Source organism: Pseudarthrobacter sp. 1G09, from assembly GCF_050038305.1.
GTDB lineage: Bacteria > Actinomycetota > Actinomycetes > Actinomycetales > Micrococcaceae > Arthrobacter > Arthrobacter equi.
In genome coordinates, this window is sequence record NZ_CP188306.1 from 2916660 (window position 1) to 2931168 (window position 14509).

At 65.4% G+C, this 14509-nt stretch carries 14 protein-coding genes; 5 read left to right on the plus strand and 9 right to left on the minus strand.

What is annotated here, in order from left to right:
* Positions 1–3: 3 nt before the first annotated feature.
* The 4 genes from ACP3TD_RS13380 to ACP3TD_RS13395 all read right to left on the minus strand — a co-directional run bounded on the left by ACP3TD_RS13380 (position 4) and on the right by ACP3TD_RS13395 (position 5122).
* Positions 4–1635, minus strand: a complete 1632-nt coding sequence (locus ACP3TD_RS13380) for an ABC transporter substrate-binding protein (protein WP_426763475.1) — start codon at positions 1633–1635, stop codon at positions 4–6.
* 269 nt (positions 1636–1904) lie between these two features.
* On the minus strand, positions 1905–3041 hold the full coding sequence (mnmA, locus tag ACP3TD_RS13385; protein WP_426763477.1) for a tRNA 2-thiouridine(34) synthase MnmA: 1137 nt from the start codon (positions 3039–3041) through the stop codon (positions 1905–1907).
* A gap of 140 nt (positions 3042–3181) precedes the next feature.
* Entirely contained in the window at positions 3182–4405 is a 1224-nt protein-coding gene (locus tag ACP3TD_RS13390) for a cysteine desulfurase family protein (RefSeq protein ID WP_426763479.1), read from the minus strand.
* Between the two features lie 9 nt (positions 4406–4414).
* Entirely contained in the window at positions 4415–5122 is a 708-nt protein-coding gene (locus ACP3TD_RS13395) for a helix-turn-helix transcriptional regulator (protein WP_426763482.1), read from the minus strand.
* 87 nt (positions 5123–5209) lie between these two features.
* Here ACP3TD_RS13395 and ACP3TD_RS13400 point away from each other — a divergent pair, with 87 nt between their 5' ends.
* Positions 5210–5671 (plus strand): hypothetical protein, encoded by a 462-nt coding sequence (locus ACP3TD_RS13400; protein WP_426763485.1) that lies wholly within the window; start codon positions 5210–5212, stop codon positions 5669–5671.
* Here ACP3TD_RS13400 and ACP3TD_RS13405 read toward each other — a convergent pair.
* Complete coding sequence (locus ACP3TD_RS13405; protein WP_426763487.1) at positions 5668–6369, minus strand: hypothetical protein; 702 nt, start codon at positions 6367–6369, stop codon at positions 5668–5670. The two genes, ACP3TD_RS13400 and ACP3TD_RS13405, sit on opposite strands and share 4 nt — an antisense overlap.
* Before the next feature lie 201 nt (positions 6370–6570).
* Here ACP3TD_RS13405 and ACP3TD_RS13410 point away from each other — a divergent pair, with 201 nt between their 5' ends.
* The 4 genes from ACP3TD_RS13410 (at position 6571) to ACP3TD_RS13425 (ending at position 9662) form a co-directional block, all read left to right on the plus strand.
* Complete coding sequence (locus ACP3TD_RS13410) at positions 6571–7515, plus strand: J domain-containing protein (RefSeq protein ID WP_426763489.1); 945 nt, start codon at positions 6571–6573, stop codon at positions 7513–7515.
* Positions 7516–7537: 22 nt separating this feature from the next.
* On the plus strand, positions 7538–8005 hold the full coding sequence (locus ACP3TD_RS13415) for a tRNA (cytidine(34)-2'-O)-methyltransferase (protein ID WP_426767237.1): 468 nt from the start codon (positions 7538–7540) through the stop codon (positions 8003–8005).
* A 219-nt stretch (positions 8006–8224) separates the two neighbouring features.
* Positions 8225–8830 (plus strand): sigma-70 family RNA polymerase sigma factor, encoded by a 606-nt coding sequence (locus tag ACP3TD_RS13420; protein ID WP_426763491.1) that lies wholly within the window; start codon positions 8225–8227, stop codon positions 8828–8830.
* Between the two features lies 1 nt (position 8831).
* Positions 8832–9662, plus strand: a complete 831-nt coding sequence (locus ACP3TD_RS13425; RefSeq protein ID WP_426763493.1) for an anti-sigma factor — start codon at positions 8832–8834, stop codon at positions 9660–9662.
* A gap of 62 nt (positions 9663–9724) precedes the next feature.
* Here the strand turns inward: ACP3TD_RS13425 and ACP3TD_RS13430 are convergent, their stop codons facing one another.
* The 4 genes from ACP3TD_RS13430 to ACP3TD_RS13445 all read right to left on the minus strand — a co-directional run bounded on the left by ACP3TD_RS13430 (position 9725) and on the right by ACP3TD_RS13445 (position 14202).
* Positions 9725–10504, minus strand: a complete 780-nt coding sequence (locus ACP3TD_RS13430; protein WP_426763496.1) for a PIG-L deacetylase family protein — start codon at positions 10502–10504, stop codon at positions 9725–9727.
* 2 nt (positions 10505–10506) lie between these two features.
* A complete protein-coding gene (locus tag ACP3TD_RS13435) occupies positions 10507–11457 on the minus strand; it encodes an electron transfer flavoprotein subunit alpha/FixB family protein (RefSeq protein WP_426763499.1) in 951 nt (316 codons plus the stop codon).
* A 13-nt stretch (positions 11458–11470) separates the two neighbouring features.
* On the minus strand, positions 11471–12262 hold the full coding sequence (locus ACP3TD_RS13440) for an electron transfer flavoprotein subunit beta/FixA family protein (RefSeq protein ID WP_045729740.1): 792 nt from the start codon (positions 12260–12262) through the stop codon (positions 11471–11473).
* A gap of 269 nt (positions 12263–12531) precedes the next feature.
* The gene (locus ACP3TD_RS13445; RefSeq protein WP_426763501.1) at positions 12532–14202 is read right to left on the minus strand and encodes a trypsin-like peptidase domain-containing protein; all 1671 of its coding nucleotides are present in this window, start codon (positions 14200–14202) and stop codon (positions 12532–12534) included.
* Between the last annotated feature and the right edge of the window lie 307 nt (positions 14203–14509).

The window sequence follows — 14509 nt, forward strand, 5'->3', positions numbered from 1 at the left end:
GGACTACTTGGAGATAACACCCAGGCGGGTCTTGAACGAAGCGTCCAGGGTGGTCTCCACACCCTTGACGTCGGCACCGGCCACCAGGACCTGGGCACCCTGGAGCAAAGGCAGGGTGGAAAGGTCCTTGGCAACGGCGTCCTGGGCTTCGCCCAGGATCTTGACGCGCTCGTCCTTGTCCACTGTGGTCAGCTGCTTCTGGATCAGGGCCGCAACGTCGGCGTTGTCATAGTGGTTCTTCAGGAAGTTACCCGGAACGAAGAACGGGGTCAGGTAGTTATCCGGATCGGAGTAATCGGGGAACCAGCCCAGCTGGTACACCGGGTAGGCGTCGGCGGTGCGGTCCTTGGAGTAGGTGACCCACTCGGTGGACTGCAGGTTCACGGTGAACAGGCCGGACTTTTCAAGCTGTTCCTTGATCATGGCGTATTCGTCGCCCGAGGAGCTGCCATAGTGGTCCGGGTTGTACTGGAGCTTGATGGTGACCGGGCCGCTGATTCCGGCGTCGGCGAAGACCTTCTTGGCCTTATCCAGGCTCGGCTTGCCGCCATCTCCGTAGAGGTCCTTCAGCGGCTGCTTTGCGCCGAGGAATCCTTCCGGGACCACGGAGTAGGCAGGCAGGTACGTGCCCTTGTAGACCTGGGTGGCGATGGCGTCGCGGTCCACGATGTTGGCCATGGCCTGGCGGACGGCCAGGGCTTTTGCGGGGTCGGCCTCGGGGGTCTTGGCGCCGTACGGCATGGTGTCGAAGTTGAAGACGATGTACCGCAGCTCGCCGCCGGGGCCCTTGTGGACCTTGACCTTGGAATCTTTCTCCAGGTCGGCGACGTCCGTGGCTGTCAGCGACCGGCCGGCAACATCGATGTTGCCCTGCTGGATATCGAGCTTGAGGTTGTTGGCGTCGGCGTAGTACTTGATGTTGGCGCCGCCGTTGGCGGGCTTGCCGAGCAGTCCCTGGTAGTCAGGGTTCACGCTGAGGCTGATGAGCTCGTTCTTCTTGTAGCTGTCGATGCTGTAGGGACCAGCGAAGGGCTTGGCCTTGACGATGTCGTCGTCGCCCATGACCTTGTCCGCCGGGAAGACTTCCTCGTCGATGATGGGTCCCGAGTTTGACGCCAGGACGCCCGGGAAGACCTGGTCGTTTGCGGCCTTGAGCTTGAACACGACGGTGGTGTCGTCAGTCGCCTCAACGGACTCCAGGTTGCTCAGCAGCGACGCGGGGCCGTTGGGGTCCGCGATCTTCACTACGCGGTCAATGGAGAACTTCACATCGGACGAAGTGAGCGCATGCCCGTTGGCGAACTTCAGGCCGGATTTCAGCTTGACCGTGTACTCCGTGGGGGCGGTGAAGGACGCTGATTCAGCGATGTCCGGCGAGGCGTCAGCACTTCCGGGCTTGGCGTTCAGCAGGAAGGGGTAGATCTGGTTCATCACCAGGAAGGAACCGGCGTCGTAGGAACCCGCGGGATCGAGCGTGACCACTTTGTCAGTCGTTCCGAGGGTAATCGTGCTGCCTCCGCTGCCGTTCGTGGAGGTACCGCCTCCGCCCGACGGGCCCGTGCAGGCCGTCAGTGCGAGTGCGGAGATGCCTGCCAGCGCGATGGCGCTGTGCAGTGCTTTGTTGCTCTTGGTCATCTCTGAACTTTCTGTCCGATGAGTACCTGCGCGCCGGCCACGAAAAGGCGCATGAGCCCGGGCAGCGGCGCGCAGTGCTGATGGGTAGATTCAATCAGAGAGTCAGCACCCAAGAGCGCCAATCCTGTGAGTTGAGACACAAAATTTACCTTGGGCAACAGAGGTTTTCCTCCGGCCTGCCGGCCAGGGGGCGGCACGGCAAAAGACGCCGCCCCGACTGCGCAGGGCGGCGTCGTGAAGCGGGCGACTGCCCGGCCTGGGGAAATGTCCTAGAGCACTGCTCGCTGAAGCGAGCGGGCGGCGTCGATGGTGGCCTGGCCGAGCACCCGGCTGCCCTGGTACAGGACAACCGTCTGCCCGGGAGCCACGCCGCGCAGAGGGTCAGTCAGCGTGACCACAAGCCGAGCCGGGGCGTCCGCGGCCTCGGGAGCCGCTTCCATCCGGGCACGCGCCGGCACGGGGTCCCCGTGGGCCCTGACCTGGGCATAGCAATCGAATTCCGCGCCGGTTTCCACTTCCCCGATGGGCAGCCCGGCCCAGGACACTTTGATGCCCTGGATCTCATCGATGGCCAGCAGCGCCTCAGGGCCGACCACCACTTTGTTTTCCTTGGGCCGGATCTCCAGCACGAAACGGGGCTTGCCGTCAGCAGCTGGGCGTCCAAGCTTCAGGCCGCGGCGCTGGCCTACCGTGAAGGCGTTGGCGCCGGGATGCTCGCCAACCTTCGCGCCGGTTTCGTCCACGATGTCCCCGGTGGCCATGTCGATTTTTTCGGCGAGCCAACCGGCGGTGTCGCCGTCGGGGATGAAGCAGATGTCGTGGCTGTCAGGCTTGTTGGCCACCGACAACCCCCGGCGCTCAGCTTCCGCGCGGACTTCGGCCTTGGACGGCGTGTCTGCAAGGGGAAACATCGAGTGCTTGAGCTGCTCGTGGGTCAGGACGCCCAACACATAGCTCTGGTCCTTGGCCCAGTCCGCGGCGCGGTGGAGCTCGCGGTTCCCGTGGGAGTCTTCGATGACCTTGGCGTAGTGGCCGGTGCAGACGGCGTCGAAGCCCAGGGCGATGGCCTTTTCGAGAAGCGCCGCGAACTTGATCCGTTCGTTGCAGCGCATGCAGGGGTTGGGGGTGCGGCCCGCGGCGTATTCGTCGATGAAGTCCTGGACCACATCTTCCTTGAAGCGCTCCGAGAAGTCCCAAACGTAATAGGGAATGCCGAGTACGTCGCAAGCACGCCAGGCGTCCCGCGAGTCTTCAATGGTGCAGCAACCCCGGCTGCCTGTGCGCAGCGTACCGGGCATCCGGGACAGCGCCAGGTGGACGCCGACGACGTCGTGGCCTGCCTCGACGGCGCGGGCGGCTGCAACGGCGGAATCAACGCCGCCGCTCATGGCTGCTAAAACTCGCATGCTGGCTTTCTGGTGGAGGTATTCGGCTCGTGGCCCGGGGCGGACCGCCGGCATGTGCCGGAAAACGATCCTCGCCTATCTATTCTACGGCCGCCCGCAAATCGCTTCCTTTGCCCGCCCGCGGCCGGTAATGGCACCGGTCAGCGGACGTTCCGGCGGGCCACCGTTGCGGCCGTTTGGATGGAGGATTCATGGCCGGCCATCCCCGCCTGCCGCGCACGGGCGCAGGCATCCGGAAGCGCTGCCAGCAGGGCCTCCACGTCCGCCTCCGTGGACGCGTGACCGAGGGTGAAGCGCTGCGCACCACGCGCGGTTTCCTCATCCAGCCCCATGGCCAGGAGGACGTGCGAGGGGCGCGGCACCCCGGCGGTGCACGCCGAACCGGTGGAGGACTCCACGCCGGCGAGATCCAGAAGGAACAACAACGAATCGCCTTCACAACCCGGGAAGGTGAAATGGGCATTGCCGGGCAGCCGGCCGTCGCCGGGCGCACCGCGAAGGACCGCTTCCGGCACCCGCTCGCGGACGCCGTCGATCAGCCGGTCCCGAAGGGCGGCGATCCGGCTGGACTCCGAGGCCAAGGCAGAGGTGGCCCCCTGGGCCGCGGCGGCAAAAGCGGCGATGGACGCCGTATCCAGGGTTCCCGAGCGGACATCGCGCTCCTGGCCACCTCCGTGCTGGACCGGGGTCAGCTTGACTGCCCGGCCAAGGAGCAGCGCCCCCACGCCCACCGGCCCGCCGATCTTATGTCCGGACACGGACATGGCGTCCAGTCCCGAGCCCTTGAAGTCCACCTCTACCGAGCCGAAGGCCTGGACAGCATCCGAATGGACAGGAACGCCAGCCGCGTGGGCCATCTCGACAATCCGCGAAATGGGCTGGATGGTCCCCACTTCGTTATTGGCCCACATCACGGTCACCAGGGCAATGGATCCGGGTTCGCGCGCAAGTTCAGTTTCCAGGACGCCCAAGTCCACTACGCCGTCGCTGTCTACAGGCAGCCACGTCACGTCAGCGTGTTCGTGCCGCTCCAGCCATTCCACAGTGTCCAGTACTGCGTGGTGTTCGACGGCGGAACAGAGGATTCTCCGCCGCGCGGGATCCTCTGCCACCCGGGACCAGAACAGGCCTTTGACGGCGAGATTGTCGGCCTCAGTGCCGCCGGAGGTGAAGATGACTTCGGAGGGGTGGGCGCCGGCGGCAGCGGCCACCACTTCCCGGGCGTCCTCGACCGTGCGGCGCGCCCGCCGCCCTGAGCCGTGCAGTGAGGACGGGTTTCCGGTACGGGCCAACTCGCGCGTTAAAGCGGCCAGCGCTTCGGCGGAAAGTGGGGTGGTGGCGGCGTGATCGAGATAGGCGGACACGCTGCAATTCTATCCCCGGGGCGTGGCCGCCCCTGGCTGCCGTGTACCCGCAGATGTATCTGCATTGATCCTGGCGCAGCATCCTCCCGGGACAGCGGCGGCCGCCACATCGTCCCCACTGCCCCCGCAGGCCTGCGCGGCGCCGCGCAGGAAGGCTCCGTTCATGACGCAGACTACGTCGCGGTACTCCCGGGACAGCCGGTGGAACGGGCAGTTTGGCAGCGTGTAGCCGCCGCTCCCGTCCGGAACCGGCCGGTATCCCGTGGACGTCAGGAAGTCCTCCAGCGAGGCGGCGCCGCCAGCCTGGTCGCGGCCCGCCGTAAAGGCAGCTTCCCGAAGTGCATCGCCCACCGTCTCCCCCGTGGTTTGTGCCCGCTCAATGGCCGCAGCAAGGACTTCTCCGGCAAGGTCATAGTTCCGCTCGGGAACCGAGGCCGTAACTTCCCGGGCAGCGGGCCGGTATATCTTGGCCGGCCGGCCCGATCCGGGCCCGGTGCGTCCCGGCGGCTTGTGGAATTCCACGGACAGGAGGCCGTCCTGGACCAAGCGGTCCAGGTGGAACGAGGCGGTGCTCCTCGGTACGCCGGCCGCGCCGGCCACCTCATCGCGTCCCAGCGCCTGCGGGGCGGCAGCGACGAGTTCAAAAATCCGGAGCCGCTTGTCGTCGGCCAGCGAGGCGAGGGCCGCCACACGGCGCACCCAAGGAAGCCTGCCCATGATCCACCACTTCCATAGTCAATATCTCTTGATTATAGACCTGCAAAGCTTCTAAAATAGTGGAATCTACTTTTAGAAGGAGTTGCTATGAAAACTGCATCAGCCACACGCAGCCATCTCCTGACGGCCGTTGATCCGGCGCGGCAGGCCTTCCTGCTCCTGCGCACCGTGTTCACCGTTGCTCCCATCGTGTTCGGCCTGGACAAGTTCACGAACGTGCTTACGGACTGGACCGTCTACCTCGCCCCGCAGGCCACCGCCTTGGTGCCGCTCCAACCCCAAACCTTCATGTACGTGGTAGGTGTCGTGGAGGTAATGGCAAGCATCGCCGTCGCAATACGCCCCCGCTTCGGATCCCTGTTGGTGGCCGCATGGCTGGCCGGCATCATCATCAACCTCCTCGTCCTGGGAAGCTTCTTCGACGTTGCCCTTCGCGATTTCGGCCTGCTGCTGGGTGCGTTGGCCCTCAACCGCCTGGCGCAATGGAGCAGCAGCGCCCAGCGGAACGGAGCGTCCCGGCAGGAGCAGACAGCGCCGCGGACCACTTAGTTGGACGGTGGCAGGACCGGCAGGAACTTTACGACGTCGCCACGTGCCGATCCCAAGGATTCGGTATCAGGGCAGGACACACTGACGTAGACCGAAGAACCTGCAGTCGCAAACAGCCGGGCCAGGATTGCCGTGGCCCGGCCGCCCTGCGGAACGGCGGGCTCCAGCGCCAGTACCTCGACGGTACGGGCGGGCGCGTCAGGATCGCCGCCCCACCGCAACTTCTCCGTCTTGAGGTATTCCGGCAGGATGGTGGGGTCCAGGTACTTGAAGAGCGACACGGTGGATTCGCGGTCGTCGCCCTTGGCCAACGCCGTCTGGTTACCCCTGACCTTCGCCGCCACCAGGCAGCCGTCCGCCTTAAGATATTGGCTTTCGCCGGCGACGTTGTCCTTGACCTGCTTCCACCCCGGGGCCTCCTTCAGGCCGTCCGCCAGCCCCACAGGAACACCGCGCGCCAGGATGGCGCCGGCGCTGAAGGGAAGGTCCTGTGCAGCCACTGCTTCAGCATCATGGCCTGGAGTGATAGTAGGGGTGGCCAGCGCCGACGGACTCTGCACCGGTTCGGGAACGGACGGATCGCGGACATCCACGCTGCACCCCGCCAGCAAAGTACCCACCACTGCGGCTCCGACCGCGAGCGCCCGCAGCAGCACCCACCGAGGCCTTGCGCGCGCAGCCCTGTCCGCCGTCGGCATCTCCATCTCCACCCCAGTCAGTTCCCGGACGGCCGCGTCGGCCGTGCCCCAACGAGTCTAAACTCCAGGGCGCCGGGAACCGGAGCCGGCCGGACAAACGTTGAGAGAACAGGGTCCGCGGCCGTCTCATGGGGAAGGTCGCTGGCTAGACTGGGCAGGCCGGATTCCCACGGGCCGGCTGACGGAGAAAAGGATGAGTGTTTGACTGAGGGCAACAGTTCCCACTACCAGGTCCTCAAGGTGGCCGTCACTGCCACCGACAAGGAAATCAAGCTGGCGTACCGCCGCGCTGCCCGCTCGGCCCACCCGGACCAGGGCGGCGATGCCGCGATTTTCCGGCAGGTGACTGCAGCGTATGAAACCCTCATCGATCCGCAGCGCCGCAAGGCGTACGACCGTTCCTATGCGGCCGGCTCCTTCCAAAACGGTTCAGCGGACAGTGGCCCGCATTTTGACGCTCCACCTGCCGGGAGCCGGGCTTCCGCTACCGTCCACCGCCAGCCCGGGACGCGCAACACCGCCGGAGACCCGCCCCTTTATGTGCCGCCCTACGACGACGGCGGCATGGTTCCCCTGATTCCCCTCGCCCAGGCCAGCCAGCAGGTCCACGGCATGCCGCGTAAACGCGGGATCTTCGGCGCCGAGGCCAGGATCCAGCGCGAGATGCGCACAGTTCAGCTCCTCACCCGGCAGGTGCTGCCGGCCATCCCGGCCGCCAGGCTGATCAACGGCCTCCTGTCCCCTGCTGACAACAGCCACATCGATCACGCGGTCCTCTCTGGTTACCGGCTGGCGCTGGTGGGTTCCATGCTGCTTCCCAAGGGCGCCTACGCGTGGGACGGCCGGACGCTGAACCACGGCGGGCGTGCCATCGCACCACCGCAACTCGGTCAGGTGGTGCGGGCCATGCAGGATATTTTCCCCGAGCTGAACGTGACGGGATGGACTGTGGTCCACAGCCCCGGCGGAAATTTGCACGAACCGGTGATTGACCAGCACCGGCGATCAGCTGGCGAACTTGAAACTGTCAGGATCGTGAACGCCGCGGGGCTGACCCGCGGGCTCAAGGAGTTCCTGTCCTCCGGCCCGGCACCCAACACCGTGAATGTTCCGGTCCTTGCCCGCCTCCTGCGCGGAATGCACTGACTGCGGTAGCTAGGATGGAATGGTGTTCCGCATCCTCTTTCACGAACCCGAGATTCCCGGCAATACGGGCAATGCCATCCGGCTCGCAGCCATCACAGGTGCGGAACTGCACCTCGTGGAGCCGCTGGGCTTCGACTTTTCGGACGCGAAGCTCCGGCGGGCGGGCCTGGATTACCATGACCTCGCCGTCGTCACCGTGCATCCCACCCTTGAAGAAGCGTGGCGCCACCTGCAGCCGGAACGCGTCTACGCATTCACCTCCGATGGCACAGCCAGCTACACGGACATCGCCTACCAACCCGGCGACGTCCTGATGTTTGGCCGCGAATCCGATGGCCTGCCCGCCGAGGTGAAGACCGACCCGCACGTAACGGCCACTGTCCGGCTGCCCATGCTGCCCGCACTGCGTTCCCTCAACCTGGCCAACGCCGCCTCCATCGCCGTCTATGAGGCGTGGCGGCAACAGGGGTTTGCCGGCGCCAACGTCTGATCAGGCATCGTCACCCCCGTCGCGCCGAAGCCGGGTGCCTGCAGGAAATCCGCAAGGCGTCCCATCCATTGGCCCGGCAGCCCCGAATCACAGCTGGGAATCGTCGCACGCGTGATGGAGGAGGAGCAGGTGACACTTCTGGAGGCAGGGTCCAGACCCGCTCGGCATGTCAATGGCATTGCTAAAGATTCTCCGCCAGGAGACTTATGCTTGGAAGCAATGGAGACTCCCAAGGCAAACACCGAGGCTGTGGCAGCAGTAACAGATCCCCCGGCTGACTCGAACCACCAACTGGCAGTCCTGCTGGAGGGTATAGCGCGCGGCGACCAGGCAGCGTTTGCCGAGTTTTACCGGCTGACATCACGCAGGGTGTTCGGCATGGCGCGCCGGGTGTTGATCGATCCCGAACTCAGCGAAGACACCACCCAGGAAGTATTCCTGCAGGTGTGGCAGAACGCTTCGAAGTTCGATTCTTCGGCGGGAAGCCCACTCTCCTGGCTGATGACTATTTCCCATCGGCGGGCCGTGGACCGGGTGAGGTCGGCACAGTCCTCCAGCGACCGCGAGGCAAAGTACGGCGCGAGCTCGCAGGACATCGAGCATGACAGTGTTTCAGATGAGGTAAGCAGCAGGCTGGAAGCCGAAGCTGTGGTCCGCTGCCTCGAGACCTTGACCGAAACGCAGCAGGAGTCAGTGCGCCTGGCCTACTACGGCGGCCTTACTTACCGGGAAGTCGCTGAGCGGCTGAACGCTGCAGTACCAACCATTAAGTCCCGAATCCGCGACGGGCTGATCCGATTGAAGACCTGTTTGGGGGTGAGTTGAGATGACAGACATGAACCAGGGACACCACGGCCGATCTTTCGGCGATACGGTCGCCGCGGACCTCGCATCAGGCAGGGCCGTGGATCTCGCGGAGCTCTATGCCCTGGACGCCGTGACGGACCAGGAGCGGCGCGCCATCGACGAGTACGTCTCCTCCGCACCGGAGCCCGAGCGCCAGGCCTTCCTCGACAGGGTCCGCCAGGCACGGGAAACACTGGCTGCCACCTTCCGCGTCGAGGAAGAACCCCCCGCCGATCTCTTTGAACGGATTGTCGCCCAGCTTCCGGCGCACGCATTGGCCACCGAAGCCCCACCGGCAACAGTGCCCGCAGCGGCCGACGGCGATGAACTCGCCATGGCGCGCCGGCGCCGGGAAGAACGGCGCCGGCCCCCGGGAACACGCCGCTGGCTCGCCGGCGTTGCTGCTGCCGCGGCAATAGCCCTGGGCGGAGTCGGGTTGGGAGCCTACTTCGCAGACCAGAACGATCCCGTCAACCAGGTAGTCAGGGCATCGGATCTTCGCGAGGCGTCTGTGGACGTTACCGGCGGCGGTACGGCCACCCTGTTCATCTCGCCCTCGGAAAACGCCGCCGTGGTGAAGATGAACGGAGTTCCGGCGCCTCCGGCGGGCAAGGTGTACCAGATGTGGCTCATTCCCAAGGACGGTTCGGCACCCGTTTCCCAGGGATTGATGGACAAGGAAGCACTGTCCAAGCCGGCTGTGGTTGAAGGCATTTCTTCAGCCGCAACGCTCGGAATCACGGTGGAGCCTGTTGGCGGTTCCCGTACCCCCACCCTGCCCACGGTCGCAGCGGCTCCGCTCGGAGCGTAGACGGTCCCCGAATGCAAAAACACCCCGCCTCCTGAAGGAGGCGGGGTGTTCTGCGTTGGCGGCTAGAAGCCGGCGATGGTGCCTGGGCCGTTCACAGCCACTACGTGGAACGCCTCTGCGCTCTGCCCGGCCGGAAGCCCGGCCCGCTGGGCGTTGACGCTCATGCCCTGCCGGACGGCTGCCTCCATGGCTGCCACATCGGGATGCTGGCTCACGTGCACGTGAATGGCCTGAAGTTTCGCGTCCACGTGGCCGGTCACGTCCACCACATGGTTTTCGCGCTCCTCCGGCCCCGCATAGAGCCACAGCCACGGCAGCTTGTACGCCTCGAGCCCTGCTTCAGCCAGTTCCGGGTAGGCGAAGGGGTTTTCGACCGCCGGGTAGACGGCGCGTGTCACGGCCTCCCCCACCGCCAGATGGTCCGGATGGCTTTTCTGGATGCGCCGCCAGTTACGTTCAGGATGCATGGAAAGCACGACGTCGGGACGGACTTCGCGGATCAGCCGCACCACTCCGCGCATTACCTCGTGGGTCGGTTCGAGGTAGCCGTCGCGCTGGTGCAGGTAATGGATGTCGGAGACGCCCACCATTTCGGCGGCCCTTCGCTGCTCAGCGTCACGCATGGCGATGATGTCTGCCCGGTGGGCCGGATCGAATCCCCCGGCGTCGCCGTCGGTCATGATGCAGTAGCTCACCTGCACCCCTGCCGCCGTCCAGGCGGCGATAGTCCCGGCAGCACCGAAGTCGATGTCATCCGGATGTGCCGCGAAACAGAGCACCCGCTCCACCCGGTGGATTTCCGGATTGAACGGGCTCTGGTCCTGCTGAATCAGTGCAGCCAAGGTCAGCCTTTGCGCTTCCTGATTTCCGCCGCTGCCTGGGGCAGCACATCGAAAACGTCGCCGATGATTCCAAAGTCTGCGATTTCGAAGACGGGAGACTCAGCGTCTTTGTTGACCGCGACGATGACCTTGGAGGTCTGCATTCCGGCTTTCTGCTGGATGGCGCCCGAGATGCCTGCGGAGATGTAAAGCTGCGGCGACACGGTCTTGCCGGTCTGTCCCACCTGGGCGTCGTGGCTGATCCAGCCTGCGTCGGTAGCCGCACGCGATGCACCCACGGCAGCGCCCAGGGCGTCTGCCAGTTCCTCGACGGGGCCGAAGTCACCGTCCATGCCGCGCCCGCCGGCCACCACTACGCGAGCGTCCGTCAGGTCGGGGCGTCCGCTCGCCGCCTTCTGCTCGCGGGCAGTGATGCGGGCAGCGGGAACGGTTCCGGCTGAAACTTCCACGGTGAGGGTTTCCGGTGCCGAGGCTGTTGCCGCCGGTTCCGGTACCACGTTGTTGGCCTTGATGGTCAGGACAGACACCGGGGTCTTGGCCTTGCAGGCGGTGGTGTAGGACCCCGCCAGGACCGACTTGTGGGCGGTTCCGTCGGCATCCACGGACACGACGTCGGTGATGACGCCGGCGTTGAGCCGGATGGCCAGGCGTGCCGCTACTTCTTTGCCTTCCGGCGAGTTGTCCAGCAGGACGACGCCGGCTCCCATGTTCTCTGCGGCGGCGGCCAGGAAGGCGGCCTTGGGGGCGACCAGGAAGTCGTTCAGGTCCTGGGCAGAGGGCCGCAGCACGGCCGCGGCGCCGTATTCGGCAAGGGAGGCGGCGACGGCGTCGGTGAGCTCACCGTTGACAGCGACGGCGGGTTCCCCCAGCGAGCGGGCCAGGGTCAGCAGCTCAAGGCTGCTCTTCTTCAGGGCTGCGCCCGGGTTATCAATGAAAACGAGTACTTTTGCCATGTCTGTGATCCTCTTAGAGCAGCTTCTGGGCGGCCAGGAAGTCCACCAGCTTGATGCCGGCGTCGCCTTCGTCGGTGATGATGGTGCCGGCGGTCCGTGGCGGCCGTTCTTCGGCGCTGGTCACCGTGGTCCAGGAGCCGGCGAAGCCAACCTGGTCGGGGGAAACTCCGATGTCCGCGAGGGACAGCGTGGCGATGCTCTTGCGCTTTGCAGCGATGATTCCCTTGAAGTTGGGGTACCGGGGCTCGTTAATCTGGTCTGTCACGGACACGACTGCCGGCAGCGGTGCTTCCACGGTTTCCGAGGAAGTATCCGCGTCGCGGCGTGCAGTCAGGCTGCCACCGGCGACCTCCAGCGAGGAAGCGAAGGTCACCTGCGGCAGGCCAAGCCGTTCGGCCAGCTGAGCCGGCACCAGGGACGTCTCGCCATCGGTGGATGCCATGCCGGTAATGACCAGGTCAACCTGGCCGAGGTGCCGGATGGCTGCTGCGAGCGCGAGCGACGTTGCGGCCGCATCGGAGCCTGCCAGGGCGTCGTCGGTGAGGTGTACGCCTTCGGTGGCACCCATCTGCAGGGACTTCTTGACGGCGTTGACTGCCCCGGAGGGGCCCATGCTCAAGGCGATGACCTGGTTGCCGGCCTTGCTGCCGCCGCGCGCCTCGGCGAGCTGCAGCGCCGCTTCGAGCGCGTACTCGTCCAGCTCGGACAGGATGCTTTCATCGCGGTCCGTAGTGTTGCCTTCTCCGTTGAGGTGGCGGTCGAACTGGGCGTCCGGTACATGCTTGACCAGGACGACGATCTTCAAAGTATCTTCCACTGTAGTGACAGCAGCCTTCCATGCTTGTGGACAGCCAGCCGGGTGAGGTCATGGCCGCGGAGTGCCCGGCATGCGGGTAGGTCTAGCTAACCATATTGCGACCGCCATGTGACGCCCGGTTAACCCCTGTGTCCGTGCGTTTCCCTGCGCGGACGCCCGCATCCGGAGAGACGGCGGCCGGGTGGTCAGCCGAAGGCGGCGCCGCCCCCGAAGGTGCGGCGCCGCCGTCGTTATTGCCGGTTCACCGGTGTGGTGGCCTAGCTGGCCGCGGTGCCCAGTTTGACGTCGAACGTCTGTTCCTTGCCGCTGCGCAGGACGGTGATCTTCACGGAAGATCCTGCCGGCTGTTCGCGGACAGCCGCGGTCAGCTGGTTCGGCTCACCGATGGCGAGGTCGTTGAACTTGGTAATGACATCGCCCACCTTGATCCCCGCACTGGCTGCGGGCGAGTTGGCTTCTACGGTGGCAACGTCTGCGCCGACGGAGAACTCGGAGGATGCTCCGGAGGACGTCTTTGCCTTGACGCTGACCCCAAGCTGCCCGTGGGACGCCTTGCCGTTGTCGATGATCTCCTGGGCCACGCGCTTGGCGTTGTTGATCGGGATGCTGAAGCCTACACCGATGTTGCCGCTGGAGGAGGATGAGGTGCCCGAGCCGGCGGAGGCGATGGCAACGTTTACGCCGATGATCTCGCCCTTGCTGTTGACCAGTGCGCCGCCGGAGTTGCCCGGGTTGATGGCCGCGTCAGTCTGGATCACATTGATGGCGATGGATCCCTGGCTTGAATTCTGCTGGCTCTGGCCGCCGCCGGGAGGCGCAAACTGGAAGCCCTCGTCCCCGCCCTGGCTGTTGTCCCCGCCTTCGGGCGCCGCCGACGAGGCCACGCTGATGGTGCGGTTGAGGGTTGAGACGATGCCGTCCGTCACGGTGCCGGTGAGTCCAAGCGGTGAACCGATGGCAATGGCGGTATCGCCCACATTGAGCTTGGAAGAGTCGCCGAGCGTGGCAGGCGTGAGGCCGGACGTGTCGTCCACCTTGATCACCGCAAGGTCAGACAACGGGTCGGTGCCCACCAGTTTGGCGGGAACCACCTTGCCGCCGCTGGTGCGGATTTCCAGGCTGGCGTTGGAAGACTGGCCATCCAGGGTCACCACGTGGGTGTTGGTGAGGATGTGGCCCTGGTCGTCAAGGACGATTCCCGAGCCGGTTCCGCCGGAACTTCCGCTGGTGGCGCTGATGGTGACCACGCTCGGCGATGCCTTCACGGCGGCGGCAGTGATCTCGTTGACGCTGTCCTGGTTGTTGACGATCACGGTGCCGGGCTGGCTGTTGCTGCTGGCCGTAGTGGAGGTTCCTGTGCTGCCGAACAGCTCGCCGGAACCAACGGTAGCCACCCCGCCGCCGACGAGGCCGGCAGCAAGGATGCTGGCCACCAGGGTCCCGACGCCGAACGTCGCCTTGCGCCGAGGAGCATCCTTGGCGTTGGGGGCAAATCCAACGCCGCCGGCGGGTGCCCCGTGGGCAGTTCCGGCAGCCGGCTGGCCGTAGTGGTGCGCGTTCCCGTTGTGTTGGTTCTGCTCGTGCTGCGGATTCTGCCCGTAATAGGCCGATTGGCCGTAGAACGGCTGGCGCTGCGGGTACTCGGGGTGCTGGCCGCGCGGAATTTCCCGGGTGGGGTTGTCCGTGGCCTGCCGGTCAAACTGTTCGGTGGGGTACTGGCGCCCCTGGTCAGCTCCCCCGGTGTTCGCGTGGGTAGGAGTATTGCCGTCCGCGCTCTGGTTTCCTGCTGCTTCAGGGCCGGTACCCGGACTGTCCGCATGCCGAGCGTCCGTGGGACCGTCTCCCGGCATCGTGGGCTGCTGCCAGGGATTCCGGCTGGTGGACCGGCCGTCCTCGGGGCCGTGTCCGGAACTTTGGTTCTCAGTCATGGGACTTCCTTTCATCCTCGTCTGCATTAACTATGTACCCCGTCGCTGGAACAAGTTCGGATGTTTGCTGGGAGCTTGCTGAACGCGGCTGGGGCCTGATCACCAGCTATGACCTCCCTGGGCCCGGACCTGCCAGCATCGTTTCGCTGGTGGCATATTCAGCTCAATGGACGGCCTGTGGGGTGCACCATAGAATCAAGATGAAATGCCACAGCGACCTGCGGCTTCACACCGAGCGTGGGGGCGCTGCTGGATTTCGTGACGACTGATTCGTCCGGAATCGGTGTCAGGCGTGCTGAAGGGTTGC

Bases quoted from the DNA above. Each gene is read 5' to 3' on its own strand.
- ACP3TD_RS13380 (WP_426763475.1), bottom strand. From the start codon at position 1,635: ATGACCAAGAGCAACAAAGCACTGCACAGCGCCATCGCGCTGGCAGGC.
- mnmA (WP_426763477.1), bottom strand. From the start codon at position 3,041: ATGCGAGTTTTAGCAGCCATGAGCGGCGGCGTTGATTCCGCCGTTGCA.
- ACP3TD_RS13395 (WP_426763482.1), bottom strand. From the start codon at position 5,122: ATGGGCAGGCTTCCTTGGGTGCGCCGTGTGGCGGCCCTCGCCTCGCTG.
- ACP3TD_RS13400 (WP_426763485.1), top strand. From the start codon at position 5,210: ATGAAAACTGCATCAGCCACACGCAGCCATCTCCTGACGGCCGTTGAT.
- ACP3TD_RS13405 (WP_426763487.1), bottom strand. From the start codon at position 6,369: ATGCCGACGGCGGACAGGGCTGCGCGCGCAAGGCCTCGGTGGGTGCTG.
- ACP3TD_RS13420 (WP_426763491.1), top strand. From the start codon at position 8,225: ATGGAGACTCCCAAGGCAAACACCGAGGCTGTGGCAGCAGTAACAGAT.
- ACP3TD_RS13425 (WP_426763493.1), top strand. From the start codon at position 8,832: ATGACAGACATGAACCAGGGACACCACGGCCGATCTTTCGGCGATACG.
- ACP3TD_RS13435 (WP_426763499.1), bottom strand. From the start codon at position 11,457: ATGGCAAAAGTACTCGTTTTCATTGATAACCCGGGCGCAGCCCTGAAG.
- ACP3TD_RS13445 (WP_426763501.1), bottom strand. From the start codon at position 14,202: ATGACTGAGAACCAAAGTTCCGGACACGGCCCCGAGGACGGCCGGTCC.